Origin of the sequence: Pelosinus sp. sgz500959, assembly GCF_042610375.1 — a bacterium.
Lineage (GTDB): Bacteria > Bacillota > Negativicutes > DSM-13327 > DSM-13327 > CTSoil-075.
Genome location: NZ_JBGJZL010000001.1, coordinates 399661 through 416269, shown reverse-complemented (window position 1 = coordinate 416269; position 16609 = coordinate 399661). Strand labels below are relative to the sequence as shown.

The window sequence follows — 16609 nt, the reverse complement described above, 5'->3', positions numbered from 1 at the left end:
TATATAATACCATAGTCAATTATAGTAGATAATAAAGAAGGCTTAGCATTGGTTAAAAACGTAATTTCACATAAAATTCTGAACATAAAGAAGGCAATCTTTATGTTTTCTTTACATCAATAGGAGTTTTATTGATGTCATCTTTACTGAAAATTAGGTTACAATAAACTCCAAGAGTTTATTGTAATTAAGATTAAATGAGATAGATTTTGAGACTTAACAGTTGTCTTTATCCATTGTTATTTTGTATGCTGTTAATCCGTACCATTTGATGAAAATATGGAGGCTTAAAGATGTTAGGTGATAAGATACGCATGTTCCGATTAGAAAGAAAATTGGAATTGGAAGGATTGGCTGAGGTAGTAGGTGTTTCTGCCATGGCAATTCATTATTATGAAGAAAATAAGTGGCGTCCTGGCACTGAGATCATTGTACGCTTAGCTCATGCTTTTGGCGTGAAATTAACCGAGCTTGTTGAAGAATGTACCATTTTTCATAATGAAAATGGTGAAATGCTTCTTGTTTGTACTAATACTGGCAACAAAATAAAAGTTCTAGGTCGAATAAAAGAAGAAATGCAAAAGATGTGCCTAATTGAAAATTAAGTAGTATAATTGAATGAAAAGCCACAAAGCACAAAGGAACGTGATAATTTTCTCCTTTGTGCTATTTGTATTTGGTTATAAGTAAGATGGAGGCCATAATATGTCTGACGAGAGTAAGGAACATCCATATACCGATTTTGATTCGTCATCATGTAAAGGGAATAAGGATAGTCGAGGTAAACTGACAGTGTTATTAGGAGCGGCGGCAGGTGTGGGTAAAACCTATACTATGTTAGAGTTGGCTCATGAAATGCTCGAAGATGGTATGGATGTTGTTATTGGTTGGATAACAACTCATAATCGTCCAGAGACACAAAGAATGGTTGAGGGCTTACCTTGTCTATCCGTCAAAGAGATGGAATACCAAGGTGAAATATTGCGAGAAATGGACATTGATGCTATTTTGGAGCGCAGACCCAAGGTTGTGCTTGTAGATGAACTCGCACATCGCAATATGCCTGGATCACGCCACGTTCGTAGGTTTCAGGATGTGGAAGAATTATTAAATGCAGGGATTGATGTATACACCACCTTAAATATACAGCACATTGAAAGCTTAAATGATATTGTGGCTCAGATTACTGGTGTAACAGTCCTAGAAACCGTTCCTGATCGTATTGTCGAACAGGCTGATCAAGTTCAACTGATTGATGTTCCTCCCAATGAACTGATTAAACGGTTAAAAGAAGGCAAAATTCATATGCCTATGCAGGCAGAGGTGGCGTTAGATAAATTTTTTCGGCCAGGTAATATTAACGCCTTACGAGAATTAGCCCTGCGATTTACAGCAAATCGTGTAGATAAAGATTTACATCAATATATGCAGGAACATGATATTACAGGACCATGGCCAGCTGGTGAGCGAGTCATGGTTTGTGTGAGTGCCAGTCCCTTTTCAGCACAGCTCATTAGAGCTGCCCGACGTTTGGCTAGAGGGTTGCAGGCAGAATTATTGGCAGTACATATTGATACACCGCGACGATTAGGTCTGAGTGAGAAGGAACGAGATCGTATTTTTCGCAATATGCAGTTGGCAGAAGAATTGGGTGCAAAAACCCTCAGTGTGTGTGGTAAGGATTTGACGGAGGAAATTTTATTTGTTGCTCGGGAACATAATGTCACTCATTTAGTCGTTGGTAAACCCTTGCAAGGGCGCGTGCAGGAGTGGTTAAGTGGCGGAGCTGTCGTTGACAAACTGATTCGCTACAGCGGCGGGATGAATATTCATGTCATCCAGGGTGAAACAGAGGCGAAAGATGAGCCTAAAGTTAAAACGTTACCAGTTTCTCCTGCTGTTCCATGGCGAAATTATGTTACAGGATTACTGATGGTCATTTTAGTTACCATTGCCAATTGGTGGTGGTTTGATTATGTAGAGCCTGTACATATCATCATGTTATATCTATTACCTGTGCTGTTATCAGCAGTTTGGTGGGGGAAAGGCCCTTCTTATTTAACTGCATTCGCAAGTGTATTGGTTTTTGATTTTTTATTTATTCCGCCTATTTTTAGTTTTACTATCTCAGATTTTCGCTATATTTGGAATCTGCCGATTTTTTTGTTGGTAGCTTTTATTACTGGCAAACAGACTGAAAAATTGCGAACAGAAGCTATACTGGCCAGACAAAGAGAAACTTCCACAAGAGGATTATATAATTTCAGTCGTGAAATTGCAGCTGTCGTAGATGTTAATGTGATTGTACGCAATTTAGTTGACCAAGCTTTACAAACCTTGGAACGGCCTATTGCTGTATTTTTACCACAAAAAAATAATAAATTGATGTTAACAGCAGAAGCTGGTACGAGGGGAACTGGGATTGACGAAAATGAACTATCCGTAGCCAGTTGGGCTTATGAACATAGCGAAGTTGCTGGAAGTTGTACTGAAACACTACCAGGTGCTAGGTATATGTATGTGCCCCTAATGACAAGTGGCAATACTGTCGGTGTACTGGGTATTCATATTCAAGGCAAGATGCTAAATCCTTTTCAGAGACGATTAATTGAAGCATGGGCGGGTTTGGCAGCTATTGCTGTAGAACGTGTTAATTTAGCTGAACAAGCAAGGCAAGCGGCGTTATTGGTAGCTTCTGATCAACTGCGGACGGCATTATTTAATTCGATTTCTCATGAACTCCGAACTCCCCTCGCATCCATTATTGGTGCTATTTCTAGTTTACTCGATACAGATGGTGTGTATTCTGGTGAAGATCGCAAAGAATTGTTAGAAACTGTGAAAGAGGGAGCCAATCGCATGGATCGATTAATCGCTAATCTTTTGGATACTGCTCGCTTGGAAAGTGGTATGATGCAATTGAAAAAGGATTGGTGTGATATGGAAGATGTGATTGGTATTGCTTTAAGGAGGGTGGCAGAGTGTATTGAAGGTCGATCACTTTTAATTAATATACCTGAAGATTTACCCTTGATAAAAGCTGATTGTGTCTTACTGGAACAAGTGCTGATTAATTTACTGGATAATGCTTGTAAGTACTCAATGAACGGTGGCGAAATTACCATTACCGCGAGTCAGGAAGAAACAGTCGTCGAAGTGTCCGTAGCAGATAGAGGGGCGGGTATTCCACCTGAATATTTGAATCGAATTTTTGATAAATTTTACCGTGTTGAACAACCTAAGAGTGTCAGTGGTACAGGGCTTGGCTTATCAATTTGCAAAGGAATTATTGAAGCTCATGGCGGGTACATTCATGCGAAAAATAGGCTTGGTGGTGGGACGATCATGACATTTTCTATTCCCTTAGGTGAACAACCAGATTTTCATATGTTATAATAAGAAAAAGTAGTTTTTGTATATAAACAGGTGGTGTGAATGTTGGAAAAAGGGGCACGTATTTTAGTCATTGATGATGAACCCCAAATCAGGAGACTACTTAAAGTATCCCTAACTGCCCATGGTTATGAAGTAGACGAATCTAAAACTGGGCAGGAGGGAATTAACCGAGCAGCCGTTTTTAAACCTGATTTAATTTTACTAGATTTAGGCTTGCCTGATGTTGATGGAAAATCAGTAGTAGCCGTTATTCGAGAATGGTCAACGGTACCTATTATTATTCTGACAGCCCGCGATCAGGAAAGTGAAAAAATTGAGGCTCTTGATGCTGGAGCCGATGATTATGTGACAAAACCTTTTAGTATGGGCGAATTGTTAGCGCGATTACGTGTTGCTTTGCGTCATGCTGTAATCGCTGATAATGCTCCTATATTAACCTGTGGTGACTTGGTTGTTGATTTAGTTGCACGGCATGTGATGAGAGGCGATAAGGAAATTAAATTAACACCTACAGAATATGAAATTTTGAAAGTTCTTGCTCAAAATATTGGCAAGGTTTTAACTCATAAGTATTTATTAAAAACTGTATGGGGTAATGCCTATAATGAAGATACCCATTATATCAGAGTGTATATTGGGCAATTACGTCGCAAAGTTGAAGAAAATCCAGCTCAGCCCAAATACATCATTACTGAATCTGGTGTTGGTTATCGGCTAATGACCGGCAAATAAAAGACTTCCATGAAAATGGAAGTCTTTTATTTATGAAATTTTTATTGCACTTTTGGCGGTGTATGGTACAATCATATCGTTACTTTTTTATAGAATGGACAACATAGACAAAGAGACTTTTATGCAGAAAAAAATAACAACGAGGATGGGAGAGGGATATGAATAGTTATTTGAAATTATCACAAGTGGCTGTTGAAAAATTAGCTGAGCAATATGGTACACCATTACTAGTGGTGTCTACAGAACAAGTGGAACGCAACTATGCTTTTATGGAGGAAAATTTACCAGGCGTTAAGTTATATTATGCGGTAAAAGCCAATCCTAATGAAGGAATTATTCGGAAGTTAGCTGAACTCGGCTCGTATTTTGATGTGGCTTCAGATGGAGAGATGCAGTTCTTGACAGAGGTTGGTATTGAACCAGAACGTATGGTGTATGCGAATCCTGTTAAAACTCCAAATGGACTTAAGGTCGCTAAAGAAACGGGTATCTATAAATTTACCTTTGATAGTGAGAGTGAAATCAGTAAAATGGCTAAGGCCATACCTGGTGGCAGTGTGCTTTTACGAGTAAGGGTGGATAATCCAAAAGCATTAGTTGATTTAAATAAAAAATTTGGTGCTCATCCTGATGATGCGCTGCATTTACTTAAACTAGCTCGAGAGCAAGGCCTTGATGTAGCAGGCTTATGTTTCCATGTAGGGAGTCAATCTTCTAGTGCAAATGCATATGTTGCGGCATTGAAAATTTGCCGTCGTTTATTTGATGAAGCAAAGTTAGCAGGATTTAATATGCGTATCCTTGATATTGGAGGCGGCTTTCCGATTCCATCCATTACTGAGACCATTGACATAAGTGCCATGATTAAAGTGATTCGTGAAACTGTTACTCAGTATTTTCCAGACACTGAAATATGGGCTGAACCAGGACGATTTATGTGTGGTACAGTATCTAATTTGATTACCAGTGTCATTGGAACTCAACGGCGTGATGGAAATCAGTGGTATTTTTTAGATGATGGTTTATATGGGACTTTCTCTGGGGTTATTTTTGATCATTGGGATTTTGAGTTAGAAACATTTAAAAGTGGAGAGAAAATACCAGCTACTTTTGCTGGACCAAGTTGTGATTCTCTCGACATTATGTTTTTTGATAAGATGATTACACCTCTTGATATTGGTGATTTAATTTTGGTACCAAATTGTGGGGCTTATACCTCCGCATCAGCAACTGTCTTTAACGGTTTTGCCAAAACACCAATCGTGATATGGGAAGAAGTAAAAGATACTTTGGGCTTAAAATAAGATACTAAAAAAGGGAGCAAATTTCGTTAAGGGATTTGCTCCCTTTTTTAGTATCCTTTTAATAAAAAAATTATGTTAGATCAGGATAAAAGACCTATCATTTTCTGGAAAATTAAGACCATATGTTCATGATTAAATGTTACTAAACATTTATAATAAAGAAGGACAGATCGAAAGAAATGAAAATACATATTGATAATAAGCTAAAATTGAAATAAAAAAATTTCAAAAAGAGGACCTTTTAGGAGGGAACAAAGATGGGGGAAAAAATAAAGATCTTAATTGTTGATGATGTCCAAGATATTCGAGAAAATATTTGCAAATTATTAGAATTTCATTCAGAAGTAACTGTGATTGGGCAGGCTGCAACAGCTGTAGAAGCAATTGAAAAAGCAAAACAAACTCAACCTGATGTAATTTTAATGGATATTAATATGCCTGGTATGGATGGTATTACTGCTACTGAAATCATCAGTGTTGAGGTGCCTAGTACTAATATTATTATGATGAGTGTACAGGGAGAAGAAGAATATCTACGGCGTGCTATGATTGCTGGTGCTAAACATTATTTAATTAAACCATTTGCTGGTGATGAATTGATACATGCGATAAAGCAAATATGTAGAGATAGATCAAAAAATGAAATGAAAAACCCTGAAAAGGGTAAAATCATTACTGTATTCAGTACGAAGGGCGGTGTGGGTAAAACCGCAATTACCACTAATTTGGCAGCTGCGTTAGCCAATCGCTTAGGGGCCCGTGTAGGAATTATTGATGCTGATTTACAGTTTGGTGATGTGACTTTATTTTTAAATATCGTACCACAGGTCACGATTTTTGATTTGGTACGAGATATTGATCAGCTAGACCCTAGTCTCCTAGAAAAATATTTGACTGATTACAATGATAAGGTCAAAGTTCTCGCAGCGCCTTTGCGCCCTGAACAGGCTGGTTTTATTACAGGTAAGCATCTGGCAATGATTTTAAAAACAATGAGTCATATGTTTGATTACATCATTATTGATACTCCTCCAGTTTTTAACGAGACAGTTCTCTGTTCCCTCGATGCTGCTGATTGTATATTAGTGCTCGCATCTCTTGATTTGCCATCGATAAAAAATGTAAAGTTATGTTTAGAAATTATGGAATCTCTAAACTATTCATCAGAACGGATAAAAGTGGTGCTTAATCGAGAAAACTCTGAAGGTGGTATACAGACGCATGAGGTAGAAGAAAATTTACACTATGAATTTATTGCTACCTTACCTAGCGACGGTAAAACCGTATTAGGGTCGGTCAACAGAGGAATTCCTTTTGTAATGAGTCATCCAGAAACTTTAATCGCCCAGAAAGTATTAAAACTGGCGATGGTAATTGCCAATGTAGAGTTGGATTTTCCATTGGCTTCAGTAGGTTCAGAAGGCGTAGTTAGTCGAATGAAACAGCTATTTTGCTAAGGAAAATCATAAAGGTTATTCGAAAAATTATTAATATTGATATATAATATAAAATAGTGATGATGAAGTATTATATTGTAGAAAATCTAGCAGGTATAAAGCTATATTTTAGCGAATGGCAATTTATTAATATAAATGATTGTTAGGGTGACTTTATGGAAAAATTAGATACAAAGACACTAGATGCTATTGTAAAAAAAACAATCACTGCTGTAGAAGCAAGTAAGAATCAGATTTATGAAATTTATGAAGCTGCACGCAATGAAGTAGAAAATGTAAAAAAAGATGTAGAACGTATCAAGCAAGAAACCATTAACGTTATTTTTATCGTGGATGAATTAGAAAAAAAAGAAAGACGTACCAGGCTTAGGTTAATGGAGGTCAGTCGCAATTTTCGGGTAAATTCAGAAGATGATATTAAGGCAGCTTATGATGATGCTAAAAATATTCAGGTGGAATTAGCAGTAGCCAGAGCTCAGGAGCAATATTTACGCCGGCAACGAGATGAAATGGAAATTAGGCTACGTTCGATGAAGGAAACTGTGGCCAAGGCTGAAGGGTTAACAACTCAAGTAGGGGCAGTTTTAGGTTATTTAGGAGATCAGATGGGCGGTGTGGTACTGAAAATTGAGTCCATGCAGCAAAGTCAGCTATTTGGCTCCAAAATTATTAAAGCACAGGAAGAAGAACGACGTAGAGTGTCTAGAGAAATTCATGATGGACCAGCTCAGGCCATGGCTAATATCGTTTTTCGGGCAGAAGTTTGCGAAAGACTGATTGACATTGATATGGTACGGACCAAAAAGGAACTTGCTGATTTAAGAGAACAAGTAAGAGTCTGTCTTAAAGAAACACGTAAAATTATCTTTGATCTAAGGCCGATGACATTAGATGATTTAGGATTAATACCTACTGTCAAGCGGTTTTTGGATATGGGTAAAGAGCGTAGTGGTATTATCTCAGCAGTGCGAGTGCTTGGGGAAGAACGGCGGCTGGATTCCTATGTGGAAGTTGGTTTATTTAGAACCATTCAAGAAGCGATTAATAATGTTGAGAAGCATGCAGAGGCCAGTGTCATTAATATTGTAATGGAATTTCGACGGGATATGTTTATTGTGACTATTGAAGATAATGGAAAAGGTTTTGATACAGTAGAGAATGTAGGCAGTGAGAGTTTTGGTCTAGTTGGAATGCGTGAACGAATCACTCTTTTAAATGGTGATTTACAAATTAAATCTGTCAAGGGGACAGGTACTAAAATAACAATTAAAGTAAAATTGCAATAGAAATAGTAGTAGGAGATTGATATGGGGTATTCTAGTCAGCCAGTTTGCTCTGGTTATGATTGGAATATCCCATAGTTTTATTGGTATTCCATCGATAATATTAAAATCAATGTAGATAGAGTATCATTCTGGAGTTTATTTAGGGTATAATATGCAAAGTAAAAAAATTAACTGTTCGGGGAGGCAAGATTTTGAGGTTTAAGCAAACAGATACTCCTCTGCTGGCTGCCATGCAATATTATGTAAATGATGGGGTCGTTCCTTTTCATACGCCAGGGCATAAGCAAGGAAAGGGTATGCATTCCAAGTTAGAACAATTAATTGGCAAAGAGGCCTTGGCTTTAGACTTAGCGCTAATTGAAGAATTAGATGATTTTTATGAACCTTACGGCTGTATAAAAGATGCCCAGGAACTAGCCGCTCAGTTATATGGTGCTGATCATAGTTTTTTTGTCATTAATGGTACAACAGGCGGTATTTACGCTATGATTTTAGCAACGGCTGGGCCAGGCCAAAAAATTATTGTGCCACGCAATGCTCATCGTTCTATTATTGGTGGTATTATTTTAAGCGGTGCTATTCCGATATTTATGCAACCGGAAATTGATCATGATTTGGGGATTGCCATGGGGGTTACGCCAGAAACAGTAAAGGCGACTGTGGCTGAGCATCCTGATGCCAAAGCTGTACTTATCATCAATCCGACTTATTATGGAGTCGCAACGGATCTAAAGCAAATTGCGGAGATTGTTCATCAGAGTGGGATGGTGGTTTTGGTGGATGAAGCTCATGGGCCGCATCTTAAATTTAGTCCTCGTTTGCCGCTGCAAGCTCTTGATGCTGGAGCTGATATTTGTGCTCAGAGTAGTCACAAAATTATCGGTGCTTTGACTCAATCGTCTTTAGTTCATTGCCGAGAAGGACGAATTCGTGTTCCACATTTAAAATCCATGTTGCAACTGACCCAATCCAGTAGTCCAAACTATATTATGTTAGCTTCCTTAGACGTCGCTCGCATGCAAATGGCGGTAGAAGGGGAAAAACTAATAGAAAAATCCATTGATTTGGCAAATTGGGTGCGAGAAGAAATCAATAAAATTGCTGGTTTATATTGTTTTGGTAATGAAAAGATCGGTAATCCTGGTGTTTTTGAGATTGACCCAACAAAAGTGACAGTGACAGTGAAAGGCCTAGGATTAACAGGGGCTGAAGCTGAGAAAATCTTACGTCATGAATATAAAGTTCAAGCGGAACTCTCCGATATTTATAATCTTCTTTTTATGATAACCTTAGGTGATGATGAGGATGAAGTGAGGGTGCTTCTAGCAGCTTTGGCCGATCTAGCTCTAAAGTATACAAAACCAATTGAACCTATAGAAGAAAAATGGGAGAATACTCATTATCCCGCAGCTCCTCAAGGTGTTTTATCGCCACGGGATGCTTTGTTTGGTAGTACCCATATGATTCCTTTTGATGAATCAGCGGGTATGATCTGTGCCGAAATCGTGACCTTTTATCCGCCAGGTATTCCCTTATTATGTCCAGGTGAACGTATTACTCAAGAGATTATTGATTACTGTCGTCGGTTACAACAAGGTGGTATGCATATTTCAGGACCAGAAGATTGTACATTAAAGATCATAAAAGTAGTAAGTTGCACCTGAAAAATAAGGAGGTTTTTATGGGGAAAATATTTTGCATCATTGGTAAAAGTAGTTCTGGGAAAGATACGATTTTTAAAAAATTAGTAAAAGAAAAAGACTTAAACTTAAAGCCTGTCATATCTTATACCACAAGACCCATTCGACAAAATGAAAAACAAGGTATTGAATACAATTTCATCGATGAAGAAATGCTAAGACAGTATGAAGAAACAGGAAAAATTATTGAGAAAAGGGAGTATAAAACCATCAATGGTACGTGGTCTTATTGCACAATTGATGATGGACAAATTGATTTAAAGGAGCAGGCCTTTTATTTGTTGATTGTAACCCTGGAAGCATATGAAAGCCTACGTAGTTATTTTGGTCCTGAACAAGTGGTTCCCTTTTATATTACAGTTGATGATGGAGTCAGGCTCGAAAGAGCGTTAAAAAGAGAGAAGAAACAAGAAGTTCCTAATTATGATGAATTATGTCGAAGATTTCTGGCGGATAGTATTGACTTTAATACTAAAAGATTACAGGATTGTGGAATCGTAAAGCGTTATCGGAATGAAAAATTGAAAGAATGTATGAATCGTATTAAGCTCGATATCTCGCGAGTGATTAAAACCACCATTTATCCCTAATGGGAAATGGTGGTTTTTCTTTATAAAGAGTAGTTGTAGTGAAATATGTAAAATAACATTAAAAAAAGATAAAAATACACTAAAAATAAGATTAAAAAATACTAAAATTTAAATTAAAAGTATTGCTAGTTTTTAGTTTATATTTTATAATGAAGTCAACAAGAAAATAGTTTGAATTGAGTGAATAAAAAGAATTAATAATTAACGGAGGTGGATTTATAGTTTGCCTGCTAGTTTTTAAATATTGGTTGGTGGGCGGTATGGATAAATGCTAATATATGTGTAGTATGACTATCCAAATTAAGAGGAGCAAGATGATGAATATTACCGATATAGCAAATATAGTCGGCGTATCGCCAGCGACAGTATCCAATGCATTGAATGATCGAAAAGGTGTGAGTGAGGACACCAAACAAAAAATTTTAAAAATTGCTAAAGAGTCAGGTTATTTTAAAGAATCTACTATCAATAACACACAAAAAAGTATTCGCTTTATCATTTACAAAAAACATGGTCTTGTTGTTTCTGATACCCCATTCTTTTCATCATTGATTGAAGGAATAGAAAATGAGTGTAGAAACCAAGGATATCATCTATTGATTTCCCATGTATATCATAGTGAGTGTGAAGACATTATCAATATGGTTCATGCCGATCATTCTCAAGGGCTGATTATCCTAGCCACGGAAATGTCGCTAGATGATTTAACTTCTTTCCGCGAGGTTAGCATACCAATCGTATTATTGGATAGCCATTTTAAAGGCGAAGATTTTGATTGTGTGCTGATTAATAATATGGATGCTTCTTATAAAGCTACAAAATATCTAGTTGAAAAGGGTCATAGGCAAATTGGCCATCTTCATAGCGCAGTTTTTATTAATAACTTCAATGAGCGTAAAATGGGCTTTCGAGATGCATTATATGATTGTAAAATCGATTTTAATCCACAGTTTGATTTCTTTTTAGAACCTACTATGGAAGGTTCTTATCGTGATATGAAGATACAATTGGAAAAAGACGACATCAAATTGCCGACAGCATTTTTTGCCGATAATGATATTATTGCTTTTGGTGCTATGCGGGCGATGAAGGAGAGAGACATTAAAATTCCCCAGGATGTATCCATTGTGGGTTTTGATGATATGCCTTTTTGTGAAATTACGAGCCCGCGTCTGACGACAATTAAAGTGTTCAAACAGGATATAGGCGGAGCAGCCGTTCGAAGATTACTTTATAATATCGAATTTGGCAGAGACCGAATTACACAAAAGATTGAGGTTAATACAGAACTGATGATTCGAGATAGTGTATTAGAATTGAAATCATCAATATGAATGTAAAAAAATATAGAAGGGGTAGATGATATGGGAGAAAAGTTTAAGCTTGGCTATGCACCTACACGACGTTTCGTGTTTAGTAAAGAAGATGCCCATAAATTTAAGAACCTAATATTAGATAAAATTTCTCAATTTGATATTGAAATTATCGATCTTGAAGGCATCAATGAAGAAGGTTTGCTCTTTGATAATGATGAGGATGCAAAAAAAATTATCAAACGTTTTAAAGAAGCCGATGTTGATGCCGTCTTCTTCCCCCATTGTAATTTTGGTACAGAAGATACTGTAGCACGAATTGCTAAAGCCTTGCAAAAACCCGTGCTTTTATGGGGACCAAGAGATGAGGCGCCTCTGGCAGATGGTAGTCGTTTGCGTGATACTCAATGTGGATTATTCGCGACAGGTAAAGTACTACGACGTTTTAATGTCCCATATACTTATATTGTAAATAGCACCTTAGAAGACCCAGTGTTCACTAGAGGATTTAAGAATTTTATTGCTGCCAGTAATGTCGTTAAAAAAATCAGAAATTTAAGAATATTGCAAGTATCAACACGTCCTGCTGGCTTTTGGACAATGATTTGTAATGAAGGGGAACTTCTCGAAAAATTTGGTGTGGAAATTTATCCAGTCACGTTACAAGATATTAAAGATTTAACAGAAGAGGCGGAAGCTGAAAATAGTATAGAACTGAAAAATACAATTGAATTGATTGTCTCAAAACTAGATTGCAGTGAAGTTGATGAATCTTCTATCAAACGGGTAGCGGCCTTGAAAGTGGCCTTATCAAAATTAATAAAGGATCATGGATGCTCTGCCATGGCGATTCAATGTTGGACGGCTTTGCAAAAAAGTATTGGTGTCATGCCTTGTCTGGCTAATGCTCTCTTAACGGATGAAGGAATACCGGCAGTGTGTGAAACGGATATACATGGCGCCATTACAGCTGTTATGACTCAAGCAGCAGCTATGAATACAACAGCACCATTTTTTGCAGATGTAACTGTCCGTGATGATAAAAATGATAACGGCGAACTATTATTTCATTGCGGGAATTTCCCGATCTCCTTGGTGGCGGAGGATTCTACACCGAAATTTAGACATCATTTCTTATTCGATGAGCATGCGCCGGGCACCCATGAAAGTGAAATTAAAGGTGGGGACGTATCCATCGTTCGATTTGATGGTGATCATGGCGAATATTCATTATTCTTGGGTAAAGCCACTGGTATCAAAGGAGCATTTACGCGGGGAACTTACTTATGGATAGAAGTCAATGATTGGCCTTTATGGGAAGAAAAACTGGTGACAGGACCTTATGTCCATCATTGTGTAGGAATACATCATGACGTTATTCCGGCTCTATATGAAGCATGCAAATATATACCTGGCCTCAATCCTGACCCCGTAGATCCAACGAAAGCAGAAATTGAAGCTTTTTTACGTGGCAAAAAATAATGACTAGAGGGGGGATTATTGAGTGATTACGACAGAATGCTTAGAAGAAAAAGCAAGGCAAATACGCAAAAATGTTTTGGAAATGGTTTATCGAGCCAAAACAGGTCATACTGGTTCATCTCTTTCCAATACAGACATTTTGACGACTTTATATTATAGTATTATGAATGTTGATCCTAAAAATCCAGAATTAGAAAATAGAGATCGTTTTATACTCAGTAAGGGGCATGCCGTTGAATCTTATTATGCCATTCTTGGCGATAAAGGTTTCTTCCCAAAGGAAGAACTGGAGACGTTCAGTCAATTTGGTAGTCGATTGATTGGACACCCCAATAATAAAGTACCTGGAGTCGAGATGAATACAGGTGCATTAGGGCATGGACTTTCCATATCTGTGGGGATGGCTCTTGCTGGTAAGAAGGATCAAAAATCCTATCGTGTATTTACATTGATGGGTGATGGGGAACAGGCGGAAGGGTCAATATGGGAAGCCGCTATGGCAGCAGCTCATTATCAATTGGATAATCTAGTTGGAATTATTGACCGTAATAAATTACAAATATCTGGTACTACGGATTTTGTAATGGGATTAGAACCTTTAGAAGAAAAATGGAAAGCTTTTGGCTGGGACGTTGTTTCGGTAGATGGGCATGATATTGAAAAAATGAGACAAATATTCGAGGAACTTCCTATCACTAAGGGGAAACCTATCTTGGTCATGTGTTATACAACAAAAGGCAAAGGAATATCTTACATGGAAAATGTACCCCATTGGCATCATGGTGTGCCGACAGCCGAAGAATACAAACAAGCACTCTGTGAGCTAACCAATATAGAGGGGTGCAATCATGAATAAAATACCAAATCGACAAATTATATGTGATACCTTAATTGAATTTGGAAAAATTGATAAAAATATTTTAGTTTTGACCAGTGATTCAAGAGGATCTGCATCAATGTCTAATTTTGCCAAAGAATTGCCGAATCAACTTATTGAAGTTGGTATCGCTGAACAGAATATAGTTGGTATTGCCGCCGGTCTTGCTGCGGCAGGTAAAAAAACTTTTGTCGCTTCACCAGCTTGTTTCTTATCTATGCGTGGCATTGAGCAAGTAAAGGTTGATGTTGCATATTCACAAACCAATGTAAAACTAATCGGTATCAGTGGCGGTTTAAGCTATGGCGCACTTGGTATGTCTCACCATTCTTTGCAAGATATTGCTGTGATGCGTGCCATACCAGGAATCGATATTATACTTCCAGCTGACAGGTTTGAAACGAAGCACGCCATCAAAGCATTACTAAATCATAAAGGACCTGCTTATGTGAGAATTGGTCGTAATGCAGTAGAAGATGTATATGAAACGGAAGAGTATGACTTTCAGATCGGCAAAGCAGTGACTCTCGTAGAGGGCAATGATCTCACAATCATTGCCACGGGAGAAATGGTAAAAGTGGCTATCGATAGTGCTGCTGAACTTAAAAGCGTAGGGATTTCTTGTAGGGTCATTAACATGCACACGATTAAACCTCTCGATGAAACAGTGATCATTAAAGCTGCGCGAGAAACAGGGAAAATCATTACGATCGAGGAACACAGTATATTTGGAGGACTCGGCTCGGCGGTTGCCGAAGTCGTCGTGGAAAATCATCCTGTACCTGTAAAGATACTAGGTGTTCCCGACGAACCGGCTATACCTGGAAAATCACAAGAAGTCTTTGCTCATTATGGTCTCTGCTGCGCACATGTCAAAGAAATAGCTTTACAATTACTGAAGTAAAGCGAGGAAAAAAGAATGAAAAATGGCTATATACTTGCCCTCGATCAAAGTACATCAGCCTCAAAGGCCATGATTATCAATCAAGAAGGGATCATTGTTACCCAAACGGCATTGGAACATAAACAATATTATCCAAAACCAGGTTGGGTGGAACATGATCCTATGGAAATATATGAAAATGTCAAATGTATTCTGAAGAGCGTACTAAAGATGGCAAAACTTGAATCAAGTGAGATTGATGTTTTATCCATTACGAATCAACGTGAGACTGTCGTGGTATGGGATAAAGATACAGGACTTCCTATTTACAATGCAATTGTGTGGCAGTGCCGCCGAACAAGTGAAATATGTTTGCAGCTCAAAGAACAAGGGTTGGAGAATATAGTAACAGAGCGGACTGGTCTCTTACTTGACCCTTATTTTTCTGCGACAAAGGTAAAATGGATTTTAGAAAATGGAGCGCCGGATTTCCTAGTAAAAGCAAAGACTGGCAAGTTGCTAATGGGTACAATTGACACATGGTTAATTTGGAAATTGACAGGCGGAAAAGTTCATGCTACCGATTATACAAATGCCAGCAGGACTCTTTTGTTTAATATAAAAGAGTTGCAATGGGATGATGATCTCCTTAGTATTTTCAATATTCCCAAATATATGCTTGCTGATATAAAATCTTCCAATGATATTTTTGGTTATACAGAAGCTGGTGAACTCTTTGTAAATAGCATTCCTATATCAGGAGTCATGGGTGATTCCCAGGCAGCCTTGTTTGGACAGAATTGTTTTGAACCTGGTATGGTAAAAGCAACTTATGGAACGGGTTCCTCAGTCATGATGAATATTGGAGCGGAATATCGCCAGGTTAGCAGTGGTCTCGTAACATCCATTGCTTGGGTGATGCATGGAAAAGCCTTCTATGTGTTGGAAGGGATTGTACATTGTACAGGAGATTCATTGAAGTGGCTCAAGGATAATTTAGGGTTATTTAATGATTTTGCTTGTGTCCAAAGTCTTGCTGAAAGTATTAGCAGTAATGAAGGTGTCTACATGGTGCCTGCATTTGTTGGACTTGGCATACCACACTGGGATGCTGATGCGAGGGCCGCTCTTCTTGGAATGTCACGGGGGACAGGAAAAGCGCATATTGTTAGAGCCGCCTTAGAATCCATTGTTTATCAAATCAAAGATGCGATTGAAACTATGGAGAGACAATCAGGGATCATCGTAAAAGAGCTCCGTGTTGATGGTGGACCAACCAAAAATTCCTTTTTAATGCAATTTCAAGCTGATATGCTCAAGATTAATGTTGCGACTACGAAAGCTGCTGAGTTATCGATCATGGGATCAGCTTATATGGCGGGCCTTGGCATTGGAATGTGGAGTCAGAGGGAGCTAGATAAACTAAGACAGGTAGAGCGCATCTACTTGCCGTCGATGGAAGACCATGTGAGAGAAGAGTATCAGCGCGGCTGGGAGGAAGCAGTGGGAAAAGTTTTATACAAATCACGATAGCGACCAAGGTCTATGTTCTTTTTCTAAGGAAAAAGAGTGTAAATAAAAAACAATAG

The 16609-nt window shown here is 38.0% G+C and carries 13 protein-coding genes; all 13 read left to right on the top strand.

Features of this window, described 5'->3' with window-relative positions:
* Positions 1 to 293 precede the first annotated feature (293 nt).
* The 13 genes from ACAN52_RS01830 (at position 294) to glpK (ending at position 16553) form a co-directional block, all read left to right on the top strand.
* The gene (locus ACAN52_RS01830; protein ID WP_378951330.1) at positions 294 to 605 is read left to right on the top strand and encodes a helix-turn-helix domain-containing protein; all 312 of its coding nucleotides are present in this window, start codon (positions 294 to 296) and stop codon (positions 603 to 605) included.
* Positions 606 to 705: 100 nt separating this feature from the next.
* Positions 706 to 3396, top strand: a complete 2691-nt coding sequence (locus ACAN52_RS01825) for an ATP-binding protein (protein WP_378951327.1) — start codon at positions 706 to 708, stop codon at positions 3394 to 3396.
* 39 nt (positions 3397 to 3435) lie between these two features.
* A complete protein-coding gene (locus ACAN52_RS01820; RefSeq protein ID WP_378951324.1) occupies positions 3436 to 4128 on the top strand; it encodes a response regulator in 693 nt (230 codons plus the stop codon).
* A 158-nt stretch (positions 4129 to 4286) separates the two neighbouring features.
* Entirely contained in the window at positions 4287 to 5432 is a 1146-nt protein-coding gene (locus ACAN52_RS01815) for a type III PLP-dependent enzyme (protein WP_378951321.1), read from the top strand.
* Between the two features lie 257 nt (positions 5433 to 5689).
* Positions 5690 to 6889 (top strand): CpaE family protein, encoded by a 1200-nt coding sequence (locus ACAN52_RS01810; protein ID WP_378951318.1) that lies wholly within the window; start codon positions 5690 to 5692, stop codon positions 6887 to 6889.
* Positions 6890 to 7044: 155 nt separating this feature from the next.
* Positions 7045 to 8175, top strand: coding sequence for a sensor histidine kinase (locus tag ACAN52_RS01805; RefSeq protein WP_378951315.1), 1131 nt, complete (start codon positions 7045 to 7047; stop codon positions 8173 to 8175).
* 191 nt (positions 8176 to 8366) lie between these two features.
* The gene (locus ACAN52_RS01800; RefSeq protein ID WP_378951312.1) at positions 8367 to 9839 is read left to right on the top strand and encodes an aminotransferase class I/II-fold pyridoxal phosphate-dependent enzyme; all 1473 of its coding nucleotides are present in this window, start codon (positions 8367 to 8369) and stop codon (positions 9837 to 9839) included.
* Between the two features lie 17 nt (positions 9840 to 9856).
* Entirely contained in the window at positions 9857 to 10465 is a 609-nt protein-coding gene (locus ACAN52_RS01795) for a guanylate kinase (protein ID WP_378951309.1), read from the top strand.
* A 314-nt stretch (positions 10466 to 10779) separates the two neighbouring features.
* Positions 10780 to 11799, top strand: coding sequence for a LacI family DNA-binding transcriptional regulator (locus tag ACAN52_RS01790; RefSeq protein WP_378951306.1), 1020 nt, complete (start codon positions 10780 to 10782; stop codon positions 11797 to 11799).
* Between the two features lie 30 nt (positions 11800 to 11829).
* Positions 11830 to 13260 carry an L-fucose/L-arabinose isomerase family protein gene (locus tag ACAN52_RS01785; protein WP_378951303.1) on the top strand — a complete coding sequence of 477 codons (1431 nt, stop codon included), beginning with the start codon at positions 11830 to 11832 and terminating at the stop codon, positions 13258 to 13260.
* A 22-nt stretch (positions 13261 to 13282) separates the two neighbouring features.
* A complete protein-coding gene (locus tag ACAN52_RS01780; RefSeq protein WP_378951300.1) occupies positions 13283 to 14116 on the top strand; it encodes a transketolase in 834 nt (277 codons plus the stop codon).
* On the top strand, positions 14109 to 15041 hold the full coding sequence (locus ACAN52_RS01775; protein WP_378951297.1) for a transketolase family protein: 933 nt from the start codon (positions 14109 to 14111) through the stop codon (positions 15039 to 15041). Before ACAN52_RS01780 ends, ACAN52_RS01775 begins: the two co-directional genes overlap by 8 nt.
* A gap of 15 nt (positions 15042 to 15056) precedes the next feature.
* Positions 15057 to 16553, top strand: coding sequence for a glycerol kinase GlpK (glpK, locus tag ACAN52_RS01770; RefSeq protein ID WP_378951294.1), 1497 nt, complete (start codon positions 15057 to 15059; stop codon positions 16551 to 16553).
* Positions 16554 to 16609 lie beyond the last annotated feature (56 nt).

Coding starts and splice junctions, on each gene's coding strand:
- ACAN52_RS01830 (WP_378951330.1), top strand. CDS start 294: ATGTTAGGTGATAAGATACGCATGTTCCGATTAGAAAGAAAATTGGAA.
- ACAN52_RS01825 (WP_378951327.1), top strand. CDS start 706: ATGTCTGACGAGAGTAAGGAACATCCATATACCGATTTTGATTCGTCA.
- ACAN52_RS01820 (WP_378951324.1), top strand. CDS start 3,436: ATGTTGGAAAAAGGGGCACGTATTTTAGTCATTGATGATGAACCCCAA.
- ACAN52_RS01815 (WP_378951321.1), top strand. CDS start 4,287: ATGAATAGTTATTTGAAATTATCACAAGTGGCTGTTGAAAAATTAGCT.
- ACAN52_RS01810 (WP_378951318.1), top strand. CDS start 5,690: ATGGGGGAAAAAATAAAGATCTTAATTGTTGATGATGTCCAAGATATT.
- ACAN52_RS01805 (WP_378951315.1), top strand. CDS start 7,045: ATGGAAAAATTAGATACAAAGACACTAGATGCTATTGTAAAAAAAACA.
- ACAN52_RS01795 (WP_378951309.1), top strand. CDS start 9,857: ATGGGGAAAATATTTTGCATCATTGGTAAAAGTAGTTCTGGGAAAGAT.
- ACAN52_RS01790 (WP_378951306.1), top strand. CDS start 10,780: ATGATGAATATTACCGATATAGCAAATATAGTCGGCGTATCGCCAGCG.
- ACAN52_RS01785 (WP_378951303.1), top strand. CDS start 11,830: ATGGGAGAAAAGTTTAAGCTTGGCTATGCACCTACACGACGTTTCGTG.
- ACAN52_RS01775 (WP_378951297.1), top strand. CDS start 14,109: ATGAATAAAATACCAAATCGACAAATTATATGTGATACCTTAATTGAA.
- glpK (WP_378951294.1), top strand. CDS start 15,057: ATGAAAAATGGCTATATACTTGCCCTCGATCAAAGTACATCAGCCTCA.